Genomic DNA, 18,878 nt, shown 5'->3' on the forward strand with positions numbered 1-18,878 from the left:
GCGGACTCCTCAATTCAGCACCGCGGGCGCGAACAGCGAAAAGCGGGGGATTTCGACCGCGAACACCGCGCCGTCTTCGCGGACCATCTGGTAGCTGCCCTGCATCGCGCCCGTCGGCGTCGCGAGCGGGCAGCCCGAGACATAGTCGAAGCTCGCGCCGGGTTCGATCACCGGCTGTTCGCCGACCACGCCCTCGCCCTCGACCGAATGGCGCGCGCCGCGGCCGTCGGTGATCACCCAGTGGCGGGTGAGCAGTTGCACGCTCTCCTCGCCCTCGTTCTCGAGGCGGATGTGATACGCCCAGAACCATCGGCCGCGCTCGGGCTCGGACTGTTCGGGGAGGTAGCTGACCGACACGCGCACCGTCACCCCATCGGTCGTCGCCGCGTTGGGGAACAGCGCTTTCACAGACCGGCCTGCTTCAAGGCCTGGTCGAGGTCGTCGATCACGTCCTGCGCATCCTCGAGCCCGACGTTGATCCGCAACAGGCCCTCGGTCACGCCCATCTCGATCTGCTTCTCGGGCGATACGCTGGCGTGCGTGGTCGAGGCGGGGTGCGTCATCAGCGAGCGCGAGTCGCCGATGTTGTTCGAGATGTCGACGAGTTCGAGGCCATCGAGCAACGCGTGCGCCTGTTCGCGCCCCTCGACCTCGAACGCGAAGATCGGGCCACACGCGTCCATCTGGCGCATCGCCAGTTCATGCTGCGGGTGGCTCGGCAGGAAGGGGTGCAGCACGCGGGGGACGCGGCCTTCGAGGAATTGCCCGACCTTCATCGCGTTCTCGGACTGGCGGTGGATGCGAAGGTCGAGCGTCTCGAGGCCCTTGAGCACCACCCACGCGTTGAACGGCGACAGCGTCGGCCCGGTGTTGCGCGTGAACGGCAGCAGCGTGTTGGTGATGAAATCCTCGGTGCCGCAGACTGCACCGGCGAGCACGCGGCCCTGCCCGTCCATCATCTTGGTCGCGCTGTACGCGGTGACGTCCGCGCCGAACTCCATCGGGCGCTGCAAGGCAGGGGTCGCGAAGGCGTTGTCGACCACGGTCGTGATGCCGCGCTCACGCGCGATGTCGCAGATCGCCTTCAAGTCGGCGATGTCCATCGTCGGGTTGGCGGGCGTCTCGAAGAAGAACACCTTCGTCTCGGGGCGGACCGCGTCGAGGAAAGCCTGCGGATCGCGCGCATCGACGATCGTCGTGGCGATCCCGAACTTCGGCAGCAGCGTGTCGGTCAGCCAGCGGCAGGAGCCGAACGCCGCACGGCCGCCTACGAGGTGATCGCCGGTCTGGAGCTGACAGAGCAAAGACGCGGTCATCGCCGCCATGCCGGTCGCCATCGTCCGGCACGCCTCGGCGCCTTCGAGCAGCGCGATCCGCTCCTCGAGCATCTGCACGGTCGGGTTCTGGAGGCGGGAATAGGTCATCCCCTGCTGCTCGCCGGCAAAGCGCGCCGCGGCGTCGCCCGCCTTGTCGTAGCAATAGCCCGAGGTGAGGAACAACGCCTCCGACGTCTCGCCATATTCGCTGCGGGCGGTGCCGCCGCGGATGGCGCGCGTCGCGGGACGCCAATTCTGGGTGATCGAACGATCCTGGCCGGTCTTGCGCTTCATGCGCGACGCTTTGCCGGGGGGGAGCCGGGATGACAAGCCCGGGGACAAGCCTTGCGGGTGTGTGAGGGCTTCGTTCGCCCCTCCCTGGAAGGGAGGGGTTGGGGGTGGGTCGGGTTCCGGATCGTGGAACGGTTGCGACTTGAGCTGGCCTACCCACCCCCAGCCCCTCCCTTTCAGGGAGGGGGGCCAGAAGGTTCAGTACCGGCCCCAGGTGAATTTCGAGGACAGCGCGTAGTTCCAGACCGCGCCGACGAGTACGCCGACCAGGGCAGATGCCGCCCAAGCGCCGTCGCGCATCTCGTAGAGGAAGGCGGCGATGCCGACGTTGGCGACCGCGCCGACCGAGCAGATCACCGCGAACGACACCCAGCCGTCGACCAGTTGCCGCCAGCCCTTCAGACGCCGATCGCGATAGGTCAGCGCATTGTTGAGGAAGAAGTTGAAGGTGAGCGCCACGAAGGTCGCGAGGATCTCGCTCGCGAGAAACTGCGCGCCGAGGCCCATGAACAACGCGGTCAGCACCGCCATGTGGATGCCGACGCCGAGCAGCCCGATCGCCGAGAACATCGCGAACCGCACCGGCACGATCCGTCCGAACATCCGGTCGTAGATCGCGATCAGATATTCCAGCGCGACGACGTGATCGAGCTTGCTCTCACCCTCGGCGCGGACGCGGAAGGTGTAGGGAAGCTCGACGAAGCGCAGCGGCTGTGGCGAGGCGGTGAGCAGGTCCAGCAGGATCTTGAAACCGATCGCCGACAGCGACGGCGCGAGGCGGCGGACGATGTCGGTGCGGATCATGAAGAAGCCGCTCATCGGGTCGCTGAGATCGGCCTTCAGCACCGCGCGCGAGAGCCTGGTCGCGAACGCGGATTTGGCGACGCGGTCGCTGTCCCATGCGCCGGTGCCACCGCCGGCGACGAAGCGCGAGCCGATGACCACGTCGGTCTCGCCGTGGTGCAGGCGATCGAGCATCGCCGGCAACAGCGTCTCGTCGTGCTGGAGATCGCCATCGATCACCGCGACGAACGGCGCCGCGGTGGCGCACATGCCCTCGATACACGCCGAGGACAGCCCGCGACGACCGATCCGCTGGATCACGCGAACCCGCGGATCGTGTCGTGCGATCGCGCGCGCGGCGCCGGCCGTATCGTCGGGACTGTCGTCGTCGACGAAGATCGCCTCCCAGTTGCGCCAGGCCAGCGCCTGGTCGAGCCTGGCGATCAAGGTCGCGACGTTGGCCTTTTCGTTGAACGTCGGGATGACGATCCCGAGTTCGAGCGCGTCGCCGATCACCGGCTGTTCAGGAGAGGTTTGCCAGCACCGCGTCACCCATCTCGCGGGTCGACAGCGTGCCGCCGAGATCGGGCGTGCGCGCGCCGCCGAGGATTGCCGCCGCTACCGCCGCCTCGATCCGGTCGGCGGCGTCGGGCAGGCCGAGCGAATGGCGCAGCATCATCGCGGCGGAAAGGATCGCGGCGCACGGGTTGGCCTTGCCCTGCCCGGCGATGTCGGGTGCGCTGCCGTGGATCGGTTCGTACATGCCCTTGTTCGAGCTATTGAGCGCAGCGGACGGCAGCATGCCGATCGAGCCCGCGCACATCGACGCCTCGTCCGACAGGATGTCGCCGAACAAATTGCCGGTGACGATCACGTCGAACTGGCCGGGGTTGCGGACCATCTGCATTGCCGCGTTATCGACGTACATGTGGCTGAGGTCGACGTCGGGATAGTCCGCCGAAACCTCGATCACGACGTCGCGCCAGAGCTGCGAGGTTTCGAGCACGTTGGCCTTGTCGACCGAGAGCAGCTTGCCCTTGCGGGTGCGCGCGGTCTCGAAGCCGACGCGGGCGATGCGCGCGATCTCCCTCTCGTCGTAGCGCATCTCGTCATGGCCTTCGCGCAGGCCGTCGGCGGTGGTGCGGATGCCCTTCGCGCCGAAATACACGTCGCCGGTGAGCTCGCGGACGATGACCATGTCGATCGACCGTGCGATCTCCGGGCGGAGCGCGGACGCGTCCTCCAGGCCGGCGAACAGCTTGGCCGGGCGAAGGTTGGCGAACAGGCCGAGGTCCTTGCGGAGGCCGAGAATTGCCTGCTCCGGACGAAGATGACGCTCCAGACTGTCGCAATCGGGGTCGCCGACCGCTCCGAACAGCACCGCGTCCGCACGCCGCGCGAGGTCGAGCGTTTCGGGTGGGAGTGGATGCCCGACCGCCCTGTAGGCCGCGCCGCCGACGAGACCCTCTTCGTAGGTGAGGTCGAGGCCGAGCGTATCGAGCACGCGGCGGGCCTCCGACGTGACTTCGGGTCCGATGCCGTCACCGGCCAGTATCGCGATCAAGGGCATGTGCGTTCCTCCGCCGCCGCCCTTGCCGGGCGATGCGCGCTCACGCAACCGCCCTTTTGAGGCGATCGACCAGCCGGTCGCGCGCCGCCAGCGGATCGGCGCGGCGATCGACGAGGATGTCGCGTGCTAGGAAATGTGCGGTCAGACGCAACCCATCGAATATGTCGGTCCACTCCGCCTCGCCACCGACCATCAGGAAGTCGGGCAACCGCAGCAATTTTGCCTCGTATCCGAACGCCGCCCCGCGCGAGACCGCCGCGCCGCTCCGGGGGGAGACGAAGGCCAGGTCGTCGATTGCGCCGGTAGCCACGCACCGATCGAGATCGAGCCCGAACCCCAGCTCCGCCAGCATCAGCAATTCATAGCGAACCAACGCCGCCGCCCAGCCGCGGGCGGACGGTGCCCCCTCGATCGCGCTCAATACGCCGTCGAGCGCGTCGTGAATGTGCGGATAGGGTTGCGCCTCCGGCAGGGCGGCGGCGGTCAGCGCGGTCGCCCATTCCAGCGCACCGGCGGCGAGCGGCTCGCTGTGGAGCGTGGCGCGGCTGTGGACCAGCTCGGCCGTCAACGACGCGAGTTGTTCGCCTGTCCGCGCCCGCCATTCGCCCTGGATGACGTTGGCCTGGAGCAGCACCGGCCGCATCGCACGCGAGCGACCGCCGCGGACATAGCCGGGCTGCACACCGTCGCCGCGGGTGAGCGCACGCACGATCGCGCCGTGCTCGCCGTGTTGGCGAACGGCGACGACTATGGCGGTTGCGCGGAGATGCATGATCTACCTTCGAGCCTTGGCCGTTCCGACGCAACCGTTCTGCTTCCGGCTTGGGACGCGCGGGCTTCAGGTGCGCCGCGACCGGGGACGTTAGCGGGAGTGGTAGAAGTCGTAGACCTGTTGTGCGACGCCCGCGGATACCCCGGGCGCCTGTTGCAGGTCCTGGAGGCTCGCATTGCGGACCGCGCGGCCGGTGCCGAAGTGCATCAGCAGCGCCTTTTTGCGCGCGGGGCCGATGCCGGGGACTTCGTCGAGCGGGCTGGCGCCGATCGCCTTGCTGCGCTTGTCGCGGTGGACACCGATCGCGAAGCGGTGGACCTCGTCGCGGAGGCGCTGGAGGTAGAACAGCACCGGCGCGTTGACGGGGAGCTGGAACTCGCGGCCGTCGAGCATGTGGAACACCTCGCGGCCGTCGCGGCCGTGTTCCGGGCCCTTGGCGATCCCGACCAGGCACACGTCCTCGACGCCGATCTCCTCGAGCGCGGCCTTCACCGTGTTGAGCTGGCCCTTGCCGCCGTCGATCAGCACCAGATCGGGCCAGTCGCCCGAGTCCCGATCCGGGTCTTCGGCCTGCGCGCGCGAGAACCGCCGCGTGAAAACCTCGCGCATCATTGCGAAATCGTCGCCCGGGGCTGTATCCTTGTTCTTGATGTTGAACTTTCGATACTGGCCTTTCCGGAAGCCCTCGGGTCCCGCGACGACCATCGCGCCGGTCGCGGCGGTGCCCTGGATGTGGCTGTTGTCGTAGATCTCGATACGCTGCGGCGGCTCGGCGAGGTCGAACAGGTCGGCGACTTCGCGCAGCAGCTTGGCCTGCGTCGTCGACTCCGCCTGGCGGCGTTCGATCGCCTCGATCGCGTTGCGCTTGGCCTGGTCCATCAGGCGACGACGGTCGCCGCGCTGCGGGACTTGCAGCGCGACCTTGTAGCCGGCGCGTTCGCCTAGTGCCTCGACCAGCAGCGCGCCCTCCGGCAATTCGCGATCCAGCAGGATCTGCTTGGGCGGCGGGACCTCCTCGTAGAACTGGCCGAGGAAGCTGGTCAGCACCTCGTCCTCGGGGACGTCGTTGGTGTGCTGCGGGAAGAAGCTGCGATGGCCCCAGTTCTGGCCGCCACGGATGAAGAACGCCTGGATGCCGATCAGCCCGTCCTTGCACGCCATCGCGAAGATGTCGGCGTCGCCAACCCCTTCGGCGTTGATCGCCTGCGTGCCCTGGATGAAGGTGAGCGCGCGGAGACGGTCGCGGAGCAAAGCTGCGAGTTCGAAGTCCATGTTCTCGGCGGCGGCCTGCATCTGCGCGCCGAGTTTCGCCTGAACACCTGTCGACTTGCCACCGAGGAACGCCTTCGCGTCCTCGACCAGCTCGTTGTAGGCGAGTTCGTCGATGCGGCCGACACAGGGCGCGGAGCAGCGCTTGATTTGGTAGAGCAGGCACGGCCTGTCGCGGGTCTTGAAGAAGCTGTCGGTGCAACTGCGCAGGAGGAACAGCTTCTGGAGCGCGTTGAGCGTGTTGTTGACCGAACCGGCGCTCGCGAACGGGCCGTAGTAATTGCCCTTCGCACGGCGCGCGCCGCGGTGTTTCTGGACGCGCGGGAAGGCGTGGTCGTCGCGCAGGAGGATGAAGGGGAAGCTCTTATCGTCGCGCAGCAGCACGTTGTAGGCGGGGCGATAGCGCTTGATCAGCTGCGATTCGAGCAGCAGCGCCTCGGCCTCGTTGTTGGTCGTGACGATCGTCATCGAGCGGGTCTGCGACACCATTCGCTGGAGGCGCTTGGTCAGCCGCTCGACCTGGACGTAGTTGGCGACGCGGTTCCTGAGCGCGCGCGCCTTGCCGACGTAGAGCACGTCGCCGCGCGCATCCTGCATCCGGTAGACGCCGGGGCGGATCGGCAGCGTCTCGAGCACGTTGCGGATCGCCGCCACGCCGGCCGCAAGATCGGGCGCTTCACCGGCGCCGCGGACGGCGAAGGTGGACTTGTCTTCGTTGAAACGGTCGGGGGAATTGGGGGAGGACATCGCTGCGGAATCTAGGGAGTGCGGGGGGGTTATGCCAGCGGAAGGCAGTGATGTTCACGCGAAGGCGCGATGGCGCGAAGAGAAGATTGATTTCGCGCAGAGGCGCAGAGGACGCTGAGAGAAGGGGCGATTGGAACTGGCATCCGCTTTCAAACCGCCGGAGGCTTATGCTCCCTGTCGCAGTCCTAACATCAACCCCGACCGCGACACCTCCGCGCTCTCTGCGTCTCTGCGTCTCTGCGCGAACAAAACCTTCTCTTCGCGCCATCGCGCCTTCGCGTGAATCAATCTTCGAAGCCCTGCGGGCGAAAGCTAAGGGTCAGGCCTGAGCGAAGACCTTGGTGCCGACGATGCCGACCACCGTCAGCGCCATGAAGCAGGCTTGGATGCCGCTGACCTTGTCGCCGAACAGGATGACGCCACCGATGATCACGCCGATCGCGCCTGCACCGGTCCAGATCGCATAGGCGGTGCCGGCGGGGAGGCCGCGCATCGCGAGGGCGAGCAGGCCCATGTTGACGAAGCTGAGGACGATCGGGACGCTGGAGGCCTGCCACGTGGCGACGGTAGCGGCCCATTTGAGGCTGAGCGCCCAGCAGATTTCGGTGACGACGGCGACCGCGAGGATGAGCCAGGACATGAATGTTCTCCAACGGGCTCAGATTGGAGACTCGGCCGCCGGAAACCCGGGAAGAGACGGCCGTCGATAATGATGTGTCGCGGGAGGCACACGTGCCCTCACCTTCCCACGGCTTCGCAGCGGGCCCCTTCCTCTCCCCCGAGGGGAGAGGAGTAGGATCAATTCAAGCGGCCGAGGCCCGAGATCGAGCGGTCGACCATCGCGCGATCGGCGGCGGCGTCGTGGTGCTCGGCGATCAGGATACCGGCAGCCTTCGCCGCAGCATCGGCAGCCCGCGCACGGACTTCGGCGATCGCGGCGCGTTCGGCAGCGGCGATCTTGTCCTCGGCCATCTTCGCGCGGCGGGTCATGAGGTCTTCGGCGCCGGCCTTGGCCTTAGCGATGATCGCCGCGGCTTCGGTATGCGCGTGGGCCTTCATCGCTTCGGCTTCGACGTGCGCGGTCTTGGCCTTCGCCTCGTACTCGGTGCGGATAGCTTCGGCTTCGGCACGGAGTGCCTTGGCTTCGTCGAGCTGGGTGCGGATGCCCGCGATGCGCGTGTCGAGCATCTTGCCGATCATGCCTGGAACCTTCTTCCAGATCATCAGCAGGATCACGACGATCATCGCCACCGCGACCCAGCCGGTCGAGGTCAGGCCGAGCGCGGTCGGATCGGCGACGTGCTCGACGCCGCCGGGCGCGGTCGTGTGGCCCTGCAAACCCTGGTTGTCGATCGCACCTTCGGGCGCCATGCCCTCTTCGTGGATGACCTTTGCGGCCGAATCTGGATTAGCCATGCGCCGTCGTCCTGCGTACCGCGTCGCTCGCCGCGTCCAGGCTGACCTGGAGCCCTGCGACCTTGGCGGCCAATTGCTGTGCTGCCTCGGCGGCGACACCCTGAAGGTTCGCGAGAGCCTCGGCCTTTGCGTTCGCTACCGCCAGGTCGTGATGACCCAGACGCTCGGCGAGTTCGACGTCGGCCGCATGGACCTGCTGCTCGAACGCCGTCGCCGCACGCTTCGCAGCGGCAGCGGTCTCGGCCTGCGCCGCGGTACGCGCCGCGTCCATTTCGGCCTGCCAGTTCGCCTGGACCGTATCGGCCTGCGCACGGGCAGCAACCGCTGCCGCCAGATCGCCAGCGATCCGGCCTTCGCGCGAGTCCACGTTGGACACGATCTTCGGCACCATTCCCTTGCCGATCCCGAAATACAGGATCCCGAAGGTGAGGAGCAGCCAGAAGATCTGCGAGGCGTAGGTAGCGGCTATCTGGGCAATCTGGGGCATTGGTCTGTCCTGCGTTAATCCCGCCGGGCGCGGTTGCCCGGCCAAATCACCGAGTGGTTAGGCGACGAACACCAGGATGATCATGGTGACGAAGGCGAGCAGACCGAGAAGCTCGGCTGCTGCGAAACCGATGAACAGACGGCCCTGCTGGCTGTCGGCTGCGCCCGGGTTGCGGAGAGCGCCGGCGAGGAACTGGGCGAACACGTTGCCCACGCCGAGGGCTGCGAGGCCCATGCCGATCGCTGCGAGGCCGGCACCGATCATCTTTGCTGCGTTGACGTCCATGATAAATTCCCTTTGAAAATCAGTTAGGTAATGGAAAACTTAGTGAAGGTTTACGGCGTCGTTCAGATAGACCGACGTCAGCAACGCGAACACGTATGCCTGGATCGCGGCGACCAGCAGCTCGAGCAGCGTGATGCCGATCATCAGCAGCATGCTCGGCGCGGTCACCAGACCGATATACATCCCGCCCAGGTTGATGCCGTTGATCACGAACGCAGCGAGCACCTTTAGCAGGATATGCCCCGCGGTCATCGCCACGAACAGTCGCAGACCGAGCGAGAACGGACGCACCAGGAACGACATCAGCTCGACCACGAAGATCAACGGGATCATCAGCGCGGGCGTGCCGCTCGGCACGAACAGCGAGAAGAAGTGGAAGCCGTGCTTGCCGAAACCGACGAGCAGCACGATCGCGAAGCTGATCAACGCCAGCACGCCGGTGACGGTCATGTGGCTGGTCACGGTGAACGGATGCACGCCGGGGACGATGCCGAACGGCAACAGGCCGATGATGTTCGCGAACAGAATGAACATGAACAGCGAGAAGACATAGGGCACGAAGCGCTTGCCGCCGGGGCCGACATTCTGCTCGAGCATGCCCGAGATGAAGCCGGTGAAGCCCTCGACCGCCATCTGCCAGCGACCGGGCACGAGCTCGCGCTTCATCCCACCGATCATGAACGCCCAAAGTGCGACCAGCGTCACCACCATCCACAATGCGGAGTTGGTGAACGACAGGTCATAGCCACCTACGATCCAGTGCGAGCCGAACGCCGGCTCGATCAGGAACTGGTGCATCGGATCGATCTTGCCGCCCTGTTCTGCCGCCACGTGGAATCCCTGCCGTCTTGATACGACAAACGCCCGGTTACTCCGGGCGTTCGCCTGAAATTCGAATGATCTGCCTGAACGCGACCGCTATCCCGAGGAACAGCAGCACGATCAGTCCCCAAGGGCCAGTGCCGAACCAATGGTCAATCAACCACCCGATCAGCGCACTGCCGACGAGACTCCCGATAAGAGCGGAAATGACGCGATTGCCTTGCGAGTAACCCCGCTCGGCATCCGCCCCCTTCTGCCCCTTTGCCAGCGTTTCCCGAGCCTTGACCTCTCTCAATCGCTCATCGAGCGCGGAAAGTCGCGGATCTTCAACACCCTGGGGGTCCTGTCCGGGTTCGATCTCCGCCACGCACGTTCCTCCACCTGATTTCGCATCGGGGAGGAAGCAAGCAGCGACGAGCGATCCCGCCAAGGCGCGGTCCGTTTAGAAAAGGGGGGGGTGCAAGTCAACCGGTGTGACAGGGGTGTCATTAATCCGGGGGCGGATCTTCTTCTCCCCGCCCTGGAAGGGAGGGGTTGGGGGTGGGTCGGCCGGTTGGCTGGCGTCACGATCCCCAAGCGGCCTACCCACCCCCAGCCCCTCCCTTGTCAGGGAGGGGAGCCGAGTAGGTTCAGACGCAGCGCGAATCGCGTTCGGGCGCGCCGGCCGTCCGGGTCTTCCAGACACCGTTCGGGGTCTTGTACTTCTCGCCGGGGTTGGTCTGCAGGATCAGGTTACAGCCGCTGGTGAACGCGAGTTGTTCGACCGTCGCGCCGCTCGCCTGCGCCTTTTGCGTGTAGGCCGACTTGCGCTGGATGTTGATGTTGTTGACCAGCGCGCGCAGATCACCGCTCGCGGCCCCGACCAGGCCGAGATAGCCGTCGGGCTGCTCGCCGACCTCGCCACCCGCGCGCGCAGCGGCATAGGCCGGATCGCGCTGCGCGGTTGCCGCGACAGACAGGCCGCCGAGAGCCGCCGCTGCGGCAACCATCATAAGGACCTTGGTCTTCATTCTAGAATATCCCCGGATTCTGCTGGATCAACGATTTCGCCTCGCCATCGAGACGATAGACCACTTCCTGCGTGACGTTGATGTTGAGGTTGATCTCGATCGGCTTGTCTGGCGCCGACACGTTGATGCAGCCCGGCAGGGCGGCGGCGGTCGTCACCAGAAAAGCGATCGTCTTCATCACTTGCAAGATCGGCCTTTGCTCCAGCTTCTTCAATCCTGTTTCGGTCATGGCACGATCCTGCTTGCGGGAGGCTGAATGAGGGGAGGTTCGGGAGGGGGCGGCCCCGACTGCTGCTGGATCAGCGCGGGCAGGTTGCGCTCGATCAGCCGCTTCGGATCGTAGAAGCTCTGCGCGGTGTCGAGCAATCCGCGGAACGGCGCCTTGATGCGGATGTTGAAGATGAAGGGGAGTTTCTGGAGCCGGCGGACGATGAAGTTCGCCTTAGCCCCCTCCCCCTGGCTGATGCCGGCGAAGCGGACGTCGGTCACCATCTCGCCCGCGAGCGGCCCGTTCATGCCGACGCGTAGCGACTGGTAGCGGAGCGACTTCAGCGCCTGGAACGCGATGTTCGCCCAGATGCCGAGATCCTTCTGGCTGAGATCGCCGACATAGGCGAGCGTGCCGCCGCCGGGCCGGACGCGCAGGTCGCCGCCCTCGATCCGGCCGCCACTCTCGTCGAAGATCATCGGCAGGACACCGTCGAAGATCCCGGTCGCGTCGAGATTCTTGAAATCGAACTGTTGGAGGAACTGGTCGGCCGCCATGTTGGCGATGTGGAACGTCATCCGGCGCTCCTTCGGCGCGGAGAAATCGAGCAGGGTCGGGTCGAGCGTCAGCGATCCGCCGGCGAACGGCCATGACCCACCCTCGACCTGCACGCGCGCGCCGGGCAGCGTCTGGTAGCGGATCGTGCCGTCGGTGACCGGGATGCCGGGATTGAGCGTGCGGATCGTCGCCACCTGCCCCGGTGCGCTCTGGAGGTTGAGCAGATCGGTGAAGCGGATCTCCGTCGCGATGCCGGTGACCGGGCCGAACGCGGCGGCGAGATCGGTGCCGGCGGTGCGGAACACGCCATTGCTCGTCACGCCCTGAGGGTTCCAGGCGATGTGCCCCTCCCCGCTGACCGAACCGTTGACATCGGCGATCACGCCGAAGGTGAGCGGGGTAAGCGCGTCGGGTTGCAGCCTGTCCTTGGCGAAGGCGATCGCGGGGACGGTCAGGTCGGCCTTGCCCGTCCCCGTCGCGAGTGCGTGGTCCAGCGTTACGTCGGCGACCTTCGTGTTGGTGGTCGGCTCGAACAGCGTGCCGGCGGCGGTGATCGTGCCGTTCACGAGCGCGAGCGTCACGGTGCGCGCCGCGAGCGGCTTGAAGCGGGGGGTCGGCGCGGCGTCGGATACGCCCATCGCGCCTGTGAGGTTGAGCGCGCCGCCGACCAGCGTCCAGTCGCCCGCGGCCTCGCCCAGCAACAGCGGGACATTGGCGATCTGGCCCGAGCCGTCGGTGAACGTACCCGCCACGCCTTGCCCCGTCATGCGGCCGGTGATGGTGCCGAAATCGAGTCGCGTGACGCGTTCGGGCGCGCCGATGCGGGTCTGCACGCCCTCGATCCGGAAGCCGCGATCGGCGAGGCGCACGGTCGCGCCGGCGGTTGCGAGCGTGATCGGCGTGGTGCCGAGTCGTCCACCGAGCTTTGCCGCCGCGATCTTCGCGCCGCCGCTGATCCGCGCGCCATTGACCTGCACCAGCGCGCCGTCGACCGGGCACAAGGTCAACCGCGACGGATCGAGCACCAGACCGGAGATCGCGAGGCGCTGGACGGTGAGCGGCGCGCAGCCGGTGTTGACGATCAGCCGCCCGCGACCGTCCCATAGCGCCGCGACCGGCATCGACAGGTCGTCGACGCGGTTGCCCGAGCCGCCCGCGCCGATCGGTCCCCCGAGCGTGACTCGGGTCGCGATCGAGGTCGCGCCGCCCGGCGTCGCGCTGAAGGTGACGGGGGTCAGCGCCAAGCTCGCGCCACCAGCCGAATAGGGCGCGATGGTGGCAACGCCGCGGATCGCCGCGCCGGGTTTCGCCTGCGCGAGCGAGATACGCGCCTGAGGCAAGCCGCCGCCGCGCATCGCGAGAATTGTGTCGAGTCGCACGCCGCCGTTCGGCCAGCCGAACGCGACCCCGCTCCCGCCGCCTAGCGCCACGCGCGCACCGCTGGCGGAGGCGAGCGCGAGACGGGACAGCACTGCCTCGCCGCGTCCACCATCGATCTGCAGGCGCAGGTCGGCGTCCGCGGCAAATCCGCGGCCAGCCGTCTGGATCGCCTTCGCAGCCGCGGTTGCCAATGGTGCAACAGGCGTTCCCGCGGCCGCACGGCCGATCGCGTTCAGTTCTGCGAGTCGCTTCTGCGCCACCGCGGCCCCGCTCGCCTGGACACGTCCGTTGAACGCGATCTGCTTGCCGATCCGGTATCTGCCCGCAAGCGCAACCCTGCGCGCGCCGCCCTCGGTAGTGCGAACGGTATTGGCCGCAATGTTCGCCTTGCCTGTGGTCGCCATCGCGCTTCCGGTGAAGTCGATCGTGCCGCTTGCGCCGGCCAACGTGCCGCCCGGTGTACGCGCGGTCCCGGTCTTGAGCGCCGCCTTGCCCTGCCAGCGGTCGAGCGCGGCCGAGAGCCCGACGTCGAGGTCAGCGACGATGTGATCGGCGTGCGTTGCGCCGCAGGAGAGCCGCGACACGCGTACCGGGCCGGTTATCGTCGGTTTCGCCGCGTCGATCCGCAGCTTCACCGTCGCCGCCAACCGGTCGATCACGCAGCCGCCGATGTCGAGCCGCTCGCTGATCGCCGCCAGCGTACCGTGGAAACCGTCGTCGAGCTTGCCCGATCCGGCGAGCTTTAGTCCGACGACACCCTGCGGAGTCTCCAGCCGCATTCGCCCATCGGCGACCGCCACGTCGAGCGCGGGCAGCGAGAACGGCTTGCCCGACGATGCCGGCAACAATTTGTCGATCGCGCCGAGCGAGACCTTGCCGTCAATCAGCCGCCCGCGGAGCCGAACCTTCCCCGCGCGGACGCCCTCCAGATACGGGCCCGACAACCCGACTCCGGTCCGTGTCTCGACCCAGTCGGCGACCAGATCCGGGTGCGCCGGATCGCCCAGCACGACGTTCGTCAGCCGCTGGCCACCTAGCGCGAGGTTGGCGATCTCGTACCGCGCAGGCACCCCGGCCTTCGCCAGTTCGCGATCGATGAACCCCTCCGCGATCGGTTTGCGCGCGAACCATAGTGCTAGCAGGGCCGCGAACAGAACCAGCGCGACGATCAGGATGATACGGCGGACAGGCGCCGGACGGCGAGGTTGGGGGCCGGGGTCGGCCCCCGTCTCGCTCGTCTCGCTCACCTGCATACTCCGTCACGCACTGGCCTCTGCATAGGCGGGAGCGGGGGCGTCATGCAATTGCGTGTGGATGTGCTAGCATCGCGATATGGCCGAACCGGACGATGGAACCGACGATCTGAAGGGCCACCGAGGGCGCCTCCGCAAGCGCCTGTTCGAAGGCGGCAGCGACGCGCTGCTCGATCACGAATTGATCGAATATTTGCTCGCGATCGCCATCCCTCGCGGTGACACCAAGGCGCTCGCCAAGGCCCTGATGCGCGAGTTCGGCGGGATCGGCGGCGTCCTTACCGCGGATGCCGAAGCGCTCGGCCGGGTGAAGGGCATGGGCGAAATCTCGACCGCGGCGATCAAGATCGCGCACGCCGCGGCGATCCGGTTGCTGCAATCGCACGTCAGCGACCGCCCGGTGCTCGCCAATTGGCAGGCGCTGCTCGACTATCTCCGCGCGGACATGGCGCACCACGCGATCGAACGCTTCCGCGTGCTGCATCTCAATACCAAGAACATGCTGATCCGCGACGAGGTGATGAGCAAGGGCTCGATCGACCAGGCCGCGGTCTATGTCCGCGAAGTGATCCGGCGCGCAATCGACCTGGGTTCGGCGTCGATCATCCTCGTCCACAATCACCCGAGTGGCGACCCCTCCCCCAGCCGTGCGGACATCGACATCACGCGGACGATCGCGGAGGCCGGCAAGCGGCTCGGGATCACCGTGCACGACCATATCGTAATGGGCACCGGCGGCCATATCAGCCTGCGCGCGCAGGGGTTGATCTAAGGGGGGTTGATCTAGGGGGGTTGATCTAGGGCAGTAAGATATAGCGGGGGAACACAGGCCATGGCCGCGCCTTTTCCCGATAATCTTCGTTGTCTTCGCGAAGGAGTCCTCGAACGTGGACAATAAACTACACGACCATGCCTCAACCGTGGCTGCAGAACAGGGCCAAGTTCTGGTCAGCGGTCCGGGTGGGGTGGCACTCGCCCTGACGCCCGATGCAGCGGCGGAAACGTCCGATCGCCTGCTGGATGGCGCGGCAGAGGCGCAGGGACAGATATTGGAAGAGGCACGGCTCGCAGAGGAAGACGCTGCTCGAAAGGCGCCTTGATCCACAGCAAGACGCAATCCGACGCATCATAGTATCCAACCGGCTTAGTTACAGACCGGAGACGCGATGCGCCAAATCCTCTATGTGAGTTCGAGCACGGTTACCGGCGACAAGGCCGATCTCGTAGCAATATTGGAACAGTCTAGGTATAACAACGCGGTCGACGGGATAACCGGCCTATTGTGGTCGGACGGCGCACGGTTTCTACAGGTCATCGAGGGACCGACCGCCAGCATCGACTCGACCTTCGAGCGCATCCTGAACGATCAGCGGCATTACGGTCTTTCGGTACAACGCGATGTTACGATCGACGAACGCCAGTTCGGTGGCTGGACGATGGCGCATCGCCGCGCCACCGACCCGGTCGATGCGTATGATGCCCGCATGCGGCGCCTGCTGACCGGAGCATCCGACACGGTCCGCAACCCGTTCCTGTCGTTGATGGCAACCGGGTCGATTTCGGCGTAACTGGGATAAGGGCCGCGCGATGAACGCGGCGGCCTCTATCGTCTGAAACCAGTCGCGGCCGATCAGCCTTGCGTTAGGAAACTGGTGACCTCGGCCTTGGTCAGCGACTTGTTCTTGTCGGCATCCGCCTGCGTGAAGGCCGCAGACACCCACTTCTTGGTGTCGGGTGCGTCGGGCTTGGTCGACGGATCGGTCTTGCTTTTCAGCGCGACCATCCAGCCACCGAATTCCGCCGCACTGAGCTTGCCGTCGCCGTTCTTGTCATAGGTCGGGAATTCGGTGTCGACGACCTGGGCGACCTGACTGCTCGATGCCGGTTGCTCGCGCGCGGCGGACTGCATCGGTACGGCATCGGTTGGCGTGCCGGACTGCGGCACTTCCGCGGCAGCACCGCCGCTGGACGGAGAAGTCTGCGGGGATGTCGTGGTTGTCTGCGCCAATACGGGCGCAGCAATCAAAGCCGCACCGGCCAGCATAGCATATTTCAACATTGCGTCTCTCCGGTAGTGTTCTACGCATCTACTAAGCAGCTTTGCGATCATGCCTGAGATATACTCGGCACCGCGAACCGCTCACTCGCTTTGTACGCCTCACATCGCCGGATTTATACCTTGCGACGCGTATTTGAACCTTCCCCTGCGTCCTGCTACCGCGTTTCGCGTGCAACCGCGGGCACTATGCACGCGACACGCCCTACCCTTCACGCTCCCGAGGAAACCCCATGGTCCCCCGCTATTCCCGCCCCGACATGGTCGCGATCTGGACGCCCGAGGCGCGCTTCAAGATCTGGTTCGAGATCGAGGCGCACGCCACCGATGCGCTCGCCGAGTTGGGCGTGGTGCCCAAGGAAGCGGCCGCCGCGATCTGGGAAAAGGGCGCGTTCGAGGTCGACCGGATCGACGAGATCGAGCGCGAGACCAAGCACGACGTTATCGCCTTCCTGACCAACGTCGCCGAGCATGTCGGGCCGGAAGCGCGCTTCATGCACCAGGGCATGACCTCGTCGGACGTCCTCGACACGTGCCTGGCCGTGCAGTTGGCTAAAGCGAGTGACATCCTGATCGCGGATCTGGATGCGTTGCTGGTGGTGCTCGAACGCCGCGCGCGCGAGCACAAGATGACGCCGACGATCGGCCGCAGCCACGGCATCCACGCAGAACCCGTGACGTTCGGGCTGAAGCTCGCGCAGGCGCATGCCGAGTTCGCGCGCAACCGGGCGCGGCTGGTGGCGGCGCGCGAGGACGTCGCGACCTGCGCGATCTCGGGCGCGGTCGGCACGTTCGCGAACATCGATCCGTTCGTCGAGGAATATGTCGCAGGCAAGCTCGGCCTGTCGGTCGAGCCGGTCTCGACCCAGGTCATCCCGCGCGATCGCCATGCGATGTTCTTTGCGACCTTGGGCGTGATCGCCAGCTCGATCGAGCGGCTCGCGACGGAAGTGCGTCATCTCCAGCGCACTGAGGTGCTCGAGGCGGAGGAGTTCTTCTCGCCGGGCCAGAAGGGTTCGTCGGCTATGCCGCACAAGCGCAACCCGGTGCTGACCGAGAACCTCACCGGTCTCGCACGGATGGTGCGTGGGTATGTGACGCCGGCGATGGAGAACGTCGCGCTGTGGCATGAGCGCGACATCTCGCACTCGTCGGTCGAGCGCTATATCGGGCCGGACGCGACGATCACGCTCGATTTCGCGCTCGCGCGGCTGACCGGCGTGATGGACAAGCTGGTCGTGTACCCCGAACGGATGTTGAAGAATCTCAACAAGATGGGCGGGCTGGTCCATTCGCAGCGCGTGCTGCTGGCGTTGACGCAGGCGGGTGTGAGCCGTGAGGATGCGTATCGTCTGGTTCAGCGTAACGCGATGAAGGTGTGGGATTCGGATGGCGCGTTGTCGCTGCTGGAACTGCTGAAGGTGGATCCGGAAGTGACGCTGTCGGATGCGGAACTGGAGGACAAGTTCGACCTTGGCTATCATCTGAAGCACGTCGACACGATCTTCGCCCGGGTGTTCGGCGCGGCCTGAGGGGCGCCTTCCCCCTCCCTGAAAGGGAGGGGTCGGGGGTGGGTCGGCCCGCTAGAGCCACCACGCCTGGAACTTGTGGAAGCCGACCCACCCCCTGCCCCTCCCTTCCAGGGAGGGGAGACCGCTTGGATCTTTATGGATGTCCAAGCTCCCAGCGACGCCCGAAGTGCACGCAATGCAATTGCGATTACGTGTTACAAAATTGCGACGACGCGCAACTAAGCCCATATCCCGCTTGCCGGATGTTGTTCCGGCATCGGAGACCTACCCATGCGCATGTTCGAAACCGTGACCAGCACCATGCTGGCGATCGCGGCTCAAGCGCTGGTGGTCGGGGTGGTCATCACCGCCTTCTGACCCATCGGCCCGCCCGCCCCCTTCCGAGGGGGCGCGGCTAGGCCGGCAGTTTCAAGACCTTCGGATATCTATCGCTTGCACGGATAGCGTGCCGCGAATTCCTCGTCCGACATCATCAGGTAACGGATCATGTCGATCAACGCCCAGGGTGCGCTGATGACGAGGCCTATCACCGTAATGCTGAGAACCAGCATGATGATTCCGGAGCCGGTGCGGCCGAGGTAGAAGCGGTGGATGCCGAGCGTGCCGATGACGAACGCCATCACCGCGGCGACATATTTGTTGCGGTCGTTGGTCGGTGGGGCGACGGTCGCGGGCGGCACCGCACGACGCGGGCCCGATGCGGTCGGCATCGGGAAGACGCTGAGAGCGCGGTCGTTGGCGGCCTCGAAATCAACCTCGATACCGATCGCGGGTTCGCCGCGATGCGCCCAATCCTCCGGCGCGAACCGGTAGCGCTGTCCGTCCTGCCCCGCGACGATCCCTTCGCCCGTCCGGGGATCGACGCCTAAAACCTGTCCGCGCATGTCATTCCTCGATGTTCGGTGTCATTCTGGCGGAAGCCGCGGATCAGGCAAGCTCGAACTTAAGTAGCATAGGGTCCAAGTTCGCGATCTCTCACCAAGCGCGGCCGATCCATTTCGCAAGCAAATGGTCCGATGCAGATTTTAGGACCCGACAATGCTTTGCTACCCGGTAAAGGCTTCGTCGCGACATCAGATTTTGCCGTGATGACGAGAAGCACGCAGGGGCATGATGTCGCCGG

21 protein-coding genes are annotated in these 18,878 nt (G+C 66.0%); 4 read left to right on the forward strand and 17 right to left on the reverse strand.

What is annotated here, in order from left to right:
* Positions 1-9: 9 nt before the first annotated feature.
* From apaG to U1708_RS07370, 15 genes are all read right to left on the reverse strand, one after another.
* Positions 10-408, reverse strand: a complete 399-nt coding sequence (gene apaG, locus U1708_RS07300; RefSeq protein WP_332744198.1) for a Co2+/Mg2+ efflux facilitator ApaG/CorD — start codon at positions 406-408, stop codon at positions 10-12.
* Positions 405-1,610: a trans-sulfuration enzyme family protein gene (locus tag U1708_RS07305; RefSeq protein WP_332744200.1), complete on the reverse strand. Its 1,206-nt coding sequence runs from the start codon at positions 1,608-1,610 to the stop codon at positions 405-407. Before U1708_RS07305 ends, apaG begins: the two co-directional genes overlap by 4 nt.
* A 195-nt stretch (positions 1,611-1,805) precedes the next feature.
* Positions 1,806-2,903, reverse strand: coding sequence for a glycosyltransferase family 2 protein (locus U1708_RS07310; RefSeq protein WP_332744565.1), 1,098 nt, complete (start codon positions 2,901-2,903; stop codon positions 1,806-1,808).
* A 10-nt stretch (positions 2,904-2,913) separates the two neighbouring features.
* Entirely contained in the window at positions 2,914-3,960 is a 1,047-nt protein-coding gene (leuB, locus tag U1708_RS07315) for a 3-isopropylmalate dehydrogenase (protein ID WP_332744202.1), read from the reverse strand.
* A 40-nt stretch (positions 3,961-4,000) separates the two neighbouring features.
* Complete coding sequence (gene recO, locus U1708_RS07320; protein WP_332744204.1) at positions 4,001-4,732, reverse strand: DNA repair protein RecO; 732 nt, start codon at positions 4,730-4,732, stop codon at positions 4,001-4,003.
* Positions 4,733-4,822: 90 nt separating this feature from the next.
* The gene (uvrC, locus tag U1708_RS07325) at positions 4,823-6,748 is read right to left on the reverse strand and encodes an excinuclease ABC subunit UvrC (RefSeq protein ID WP_332744206.1); all 1,926 of its coding nucleotides are present in this window, start codon (positions 6,746-6,748) and stop codon (positions 4,823-4,825) included.
* Between the two features lie 319 nt (positions 6,749-7,067).
* Positions 7,068-7,388 (reverse strand): DMT family transporter, encoded by a 321-nt coding sequence (locus U1708_RS07330; protein WP_332744208.1) that lies wholly within the window; start codon positions 7,386-7,388, stop codon positions 7,068-7,070.
* A gap of 158 nt (positions 7,389-7,546) precedes the next feature.
* Positions 7,547-8,119 carry a F0F1 ATP synthase subunit B family protein gene (locus tag U1708_RS07335; protein ID WP_443030009.1) on the reverse strand — a complete coding sequence of 191 codons (573 nt, stop codon included), beginning with the start codon at positions 8,117-8,119 and terminating at the stop codon, positions 7,547-7,549.
* Between the two features lie 37 nt (positions 8,120-8,156).
* Entirely contained in the window at positions 8,157-8,651 is a 495-nt protein-coding gene (locus tag U1708_RS07340; RefSeq protein WP_248522785.1) for a F0F1 ATP synthase subunit B family protein, read from the reverse strand.
* Between the two features lie 57 nt (positions 8,652-8,708).
* On the reverse strand, positions 8,709-8,936 hold the full coding sequence (locus U1708_RS07345) for a F0F1 ATP synthase subunit C (protein ID WP_031394300.1): 228 nt from the start codon (positions 8,934-8,936) through the stop codon (positions 8,709-8,711).
* 39 nt (positions 8,937-8,975) lie between these two features.
* On the reverse strand, positions 8,976-9,734 hold the full coding sequence (locus U1708_RS07350; protein WP_332744567.1) for a F0F1 ATP synthase subunit A: 759 nt from the start codon (positions 9,732-9,734) through the stop codon (positions 8,976-8,978).
* Between the two features lie 70 nt (positions 9,735-9,804).
* Positions 9,805-10,125 carry an AtpZ/AtpI family protein gene (locus U1708_RS07355; protein WP_131583894.1) on the reverse strand — a complete coding sequence of 107 codons (321 nt, stop codon included), beginning with the start codon at positions 10,123-10,125 and terminating at the stop codon, positions 9,805-9,807.
* Between the two features lie 262 nt (positions 10,126-10,387).
* The gene (locus tag U1708_RS07360) at positions 10,388-10,768 is read right to left on the reverse strand and encodes a YdbL family probable chaperone protein (RefSeq protein WP_056065119.1); all 381 of its coding nucleotides are present in this window, start codon (positions 10,766-10,768) and stop codon (positions 10,388-10,390) included.
* Position 10,769: 1 nt separating this feature from the next.
* The gene (locus U1708_RS07365; protein WP_332744221.1) at positions 10,770-10,946 is read right to left on the reverse strand and encodes a YnbE family lipoprotein; all 177 of its coding nucleotides are present in this window, start codon (positions 10,944-10,946) and stop codon (positions 10,770-10,772) included.
* Positions 10,947-10,993: 47 nt separating this feature from the next.
* Positions 10,994-14,161: an intermembrane phospholipid transport YdbH family protein gene (locus U1708_RS07370; protein ID WP_332744223.1), complete on the reverse strand. Its 3,168-nt coding sequence runs from the start codon at positions 14,159-14,161 to the stop codon at positions 10,994-10,996.
* 85 nt (positions 14,162-14,246) lie between these two features.
* Here U1708_RS07370 and radC point away from each other — a divergent pair, with 85 nt between their 5' ends.
* The 3 genes from radC to U1708_RS07385 all read left to right on the forward strand — a co-directional run bounded on the left by radC (position 14,247) and on the right by U1708_RS07385 (position 15,735).
* Positions 14,247-14,939, forward strand: a complete 693-nt coding sequence (radC, locus tag U1708_RS07375; RefSeq protein WP_332744225.1) for a RadC family protein — start codon at positions 14,247-14,249, stop codon at positions 14,937-14,939.
* A 148-nt stretch (positions 14,940-15,087) separates the two neighbouring features.
* Entirely contained in the window at positions 15,088-15,267 is a 180-nt protein-coding gene (locus tag U1708_RS07380; RefSeq protein ID WP_332744227.1) for a hypothetical protein, read from the forward strand.
* Positions 15,268-15,333: 66 nt separating this feature from the next.
* On the forward strand, positions 15,334-15,735 hold the full coding sequence (locus tag U1708_RS07385; protein ID WP_332744229.1) for a BLUF domain-containing protein: 402 nt from the start codon (positions 15,334-15,336) through the stop codon (positions 15,733-15,735).
* Between the two features lie 62 nt (positions 15,736-15,797).
* Here the strand turns inward: U1708_RS07385 and U1708_RS07390 are convergent, their stop codons facing one another.
* Positions 15,798-16,226, reverse strand: a complete 429-nt coding sequence (locus U1708_RS07390; RefSeq protein ID WP_332744230.1) for an EF-hand domain-containing protein — start codon at positions 16,224-16,226, stop codon at positions 15,798-15,800.
* A 230-nt stretch (positions 16,227-16,456) separates the two neighbouring features.
* Between U1708_RS07390 and purB the strand changes: the two genes are divergently transcribed.
* Positions 16,457-17,755 carry an adenylosuccinate lyase gene (purB, locus tag U1708_RS07395; protein WP_332744232.1) on the forward strand — a complete coding sequence of 433 codons (1,299 nt, stop codon included), beginning with the start codon at positions 16,457-16,459 and terminating at the stop codon, positions 17,753-17,755.
* Positions 17,756-18,180: 425 nt separating this feature from the next.
* Here purB and U1708_RS07400 read toward each other — a convergent pair whose 3' ends face one another.
* Positions 18,181-18,639 (reverse strand): TM2 domain-containing protein, encoded by a 459-nt coding sequence (locus tag U1708_RS07400; protein ID WP_332744234.1) that lies wholly within the window; start codon positions 18,637-18,639, stop codon positions 18,181-18,183.
* Positions 18,640-18,878 lie beyond the last annotated feature (239 nt).

This window comes from Sphingomonas arabinosi (assembly GCF_036663715.1).
GTDB lineage: Bacteria > Pseudomonadota > Alphaproteobacteria > Sphingomonadales > Sphingomonadaceae > Sphingomonas.

Bases quoted from the DNA above. Each gene is read 5' to 3' on its own strand.
- U1708_RS07305 (WP_332744200.1), bottom strand. From the start codon at position 1,610: ATGAAGCGCAAGACCGGCCAGGATCGTTCGATCACCCAGAATTGGCGT.
- leuB (WP_332744202.1), bottom strand. From the start codon at position 3,960: ATGCCCTTGATCGCGATACTGGCCGGTGACGGCATCGGACCCGAAGTC.
- recO (WP_332744204.1), bottom strand. From the start codon at position 4,732: ATGCATCTCCGCGCAACCGCCATAGTCGTCGCCGTTCGCCAACACGGC.
- uvrC (WP_332744206.1), bottom strand. From the start codon at position 6,748: ATGTCCTCCCCCAATTCCCCCGACCGTTTCAACGAAGACAAGTCCACC.
- U1708_RS07330 (WP_332744208.1), bottom strand. From the start codon at position 7,388: ATGTCCTGGCTCATCCTCGCGGTCGCCGTCGTCACCGAAATCTGCTGG.
- U1708_RS07335 (WP_443030009.1), bottom strand. From the start codon at position 8,119: ATGGCGCCCGAAGGTGCGATCGACAACCAGGGTTTGCAGGGCCACACG.
- U1708_RS07340 (WP_248522785.1), bottom strand. From the start codon at position 8,651: ATGCCCCAGATTGCCCAGATAGCCGCTACCTACGCCTCGCAGATCTTC.
- U1708_RS07345 (WP_031394300.1), bottom strand. From the start codon at position 8,936: ATGGACGTCAACGCAGCAAAGATGATCGGTGCCGGCCTCGCAGCGATC.
- U1708_RS07350 (WP_332744567.1), bottom strand. From the start codon at position 9,734: ATGCACCAGTTCCTGATCGAGCCGGCGTTCGGCTCGCACTGGATCGTA.
- U1708_RS07360 (WP_056065119.1), bottom strand. From the start codon at position 10,768: ATGAAGACCAAGGTCCTTATGATGGTTGCCGCAGCGGCGGCTCTCGGC.
- U1708_RS07365 (WP_332744221.1), bottom strand. From the start codon at position 10,946: ATGAAGACGATCGCTTTTCTGGTGACGACCGCCGCCGCCCTGCCGGGC.
- radC (WP_332744225.1), top strand. From the start codon at position 14,247: ATGGCCGAACCGGACGATGGAACCGACGATCTGAAGGGCCACCGAGGG.
- U1708_RS07385 (WP_332744229.1), top strand. From the start codon at position 15,334: ATGCGCCAAATCCTCTATGTGAGTTCGAGCACGGTTACCGGCGACAAG.
- U1708_RS07390 (WP_332744230.1), bottom strand. From the start codon at position 16,226: ATGTTGAAATATGCTATGCTGGCCGGTGCGGCTTTGATTGCTGCGCCC.
- purB (WP_332744232.1), top strand. From the start codon at position 16,457: ATGGTCCCCCGCTATTCCCGCCCCGACATGGTCGCGATCTGGACGCCC.
- U1708_RS07400 (WP_332744234.1), bottom strand. From the start codon at position 18,639: ATGCGCGGACAGGTTTTAGGCGTCGATCCCCGGACGGGCGAAGGGATC.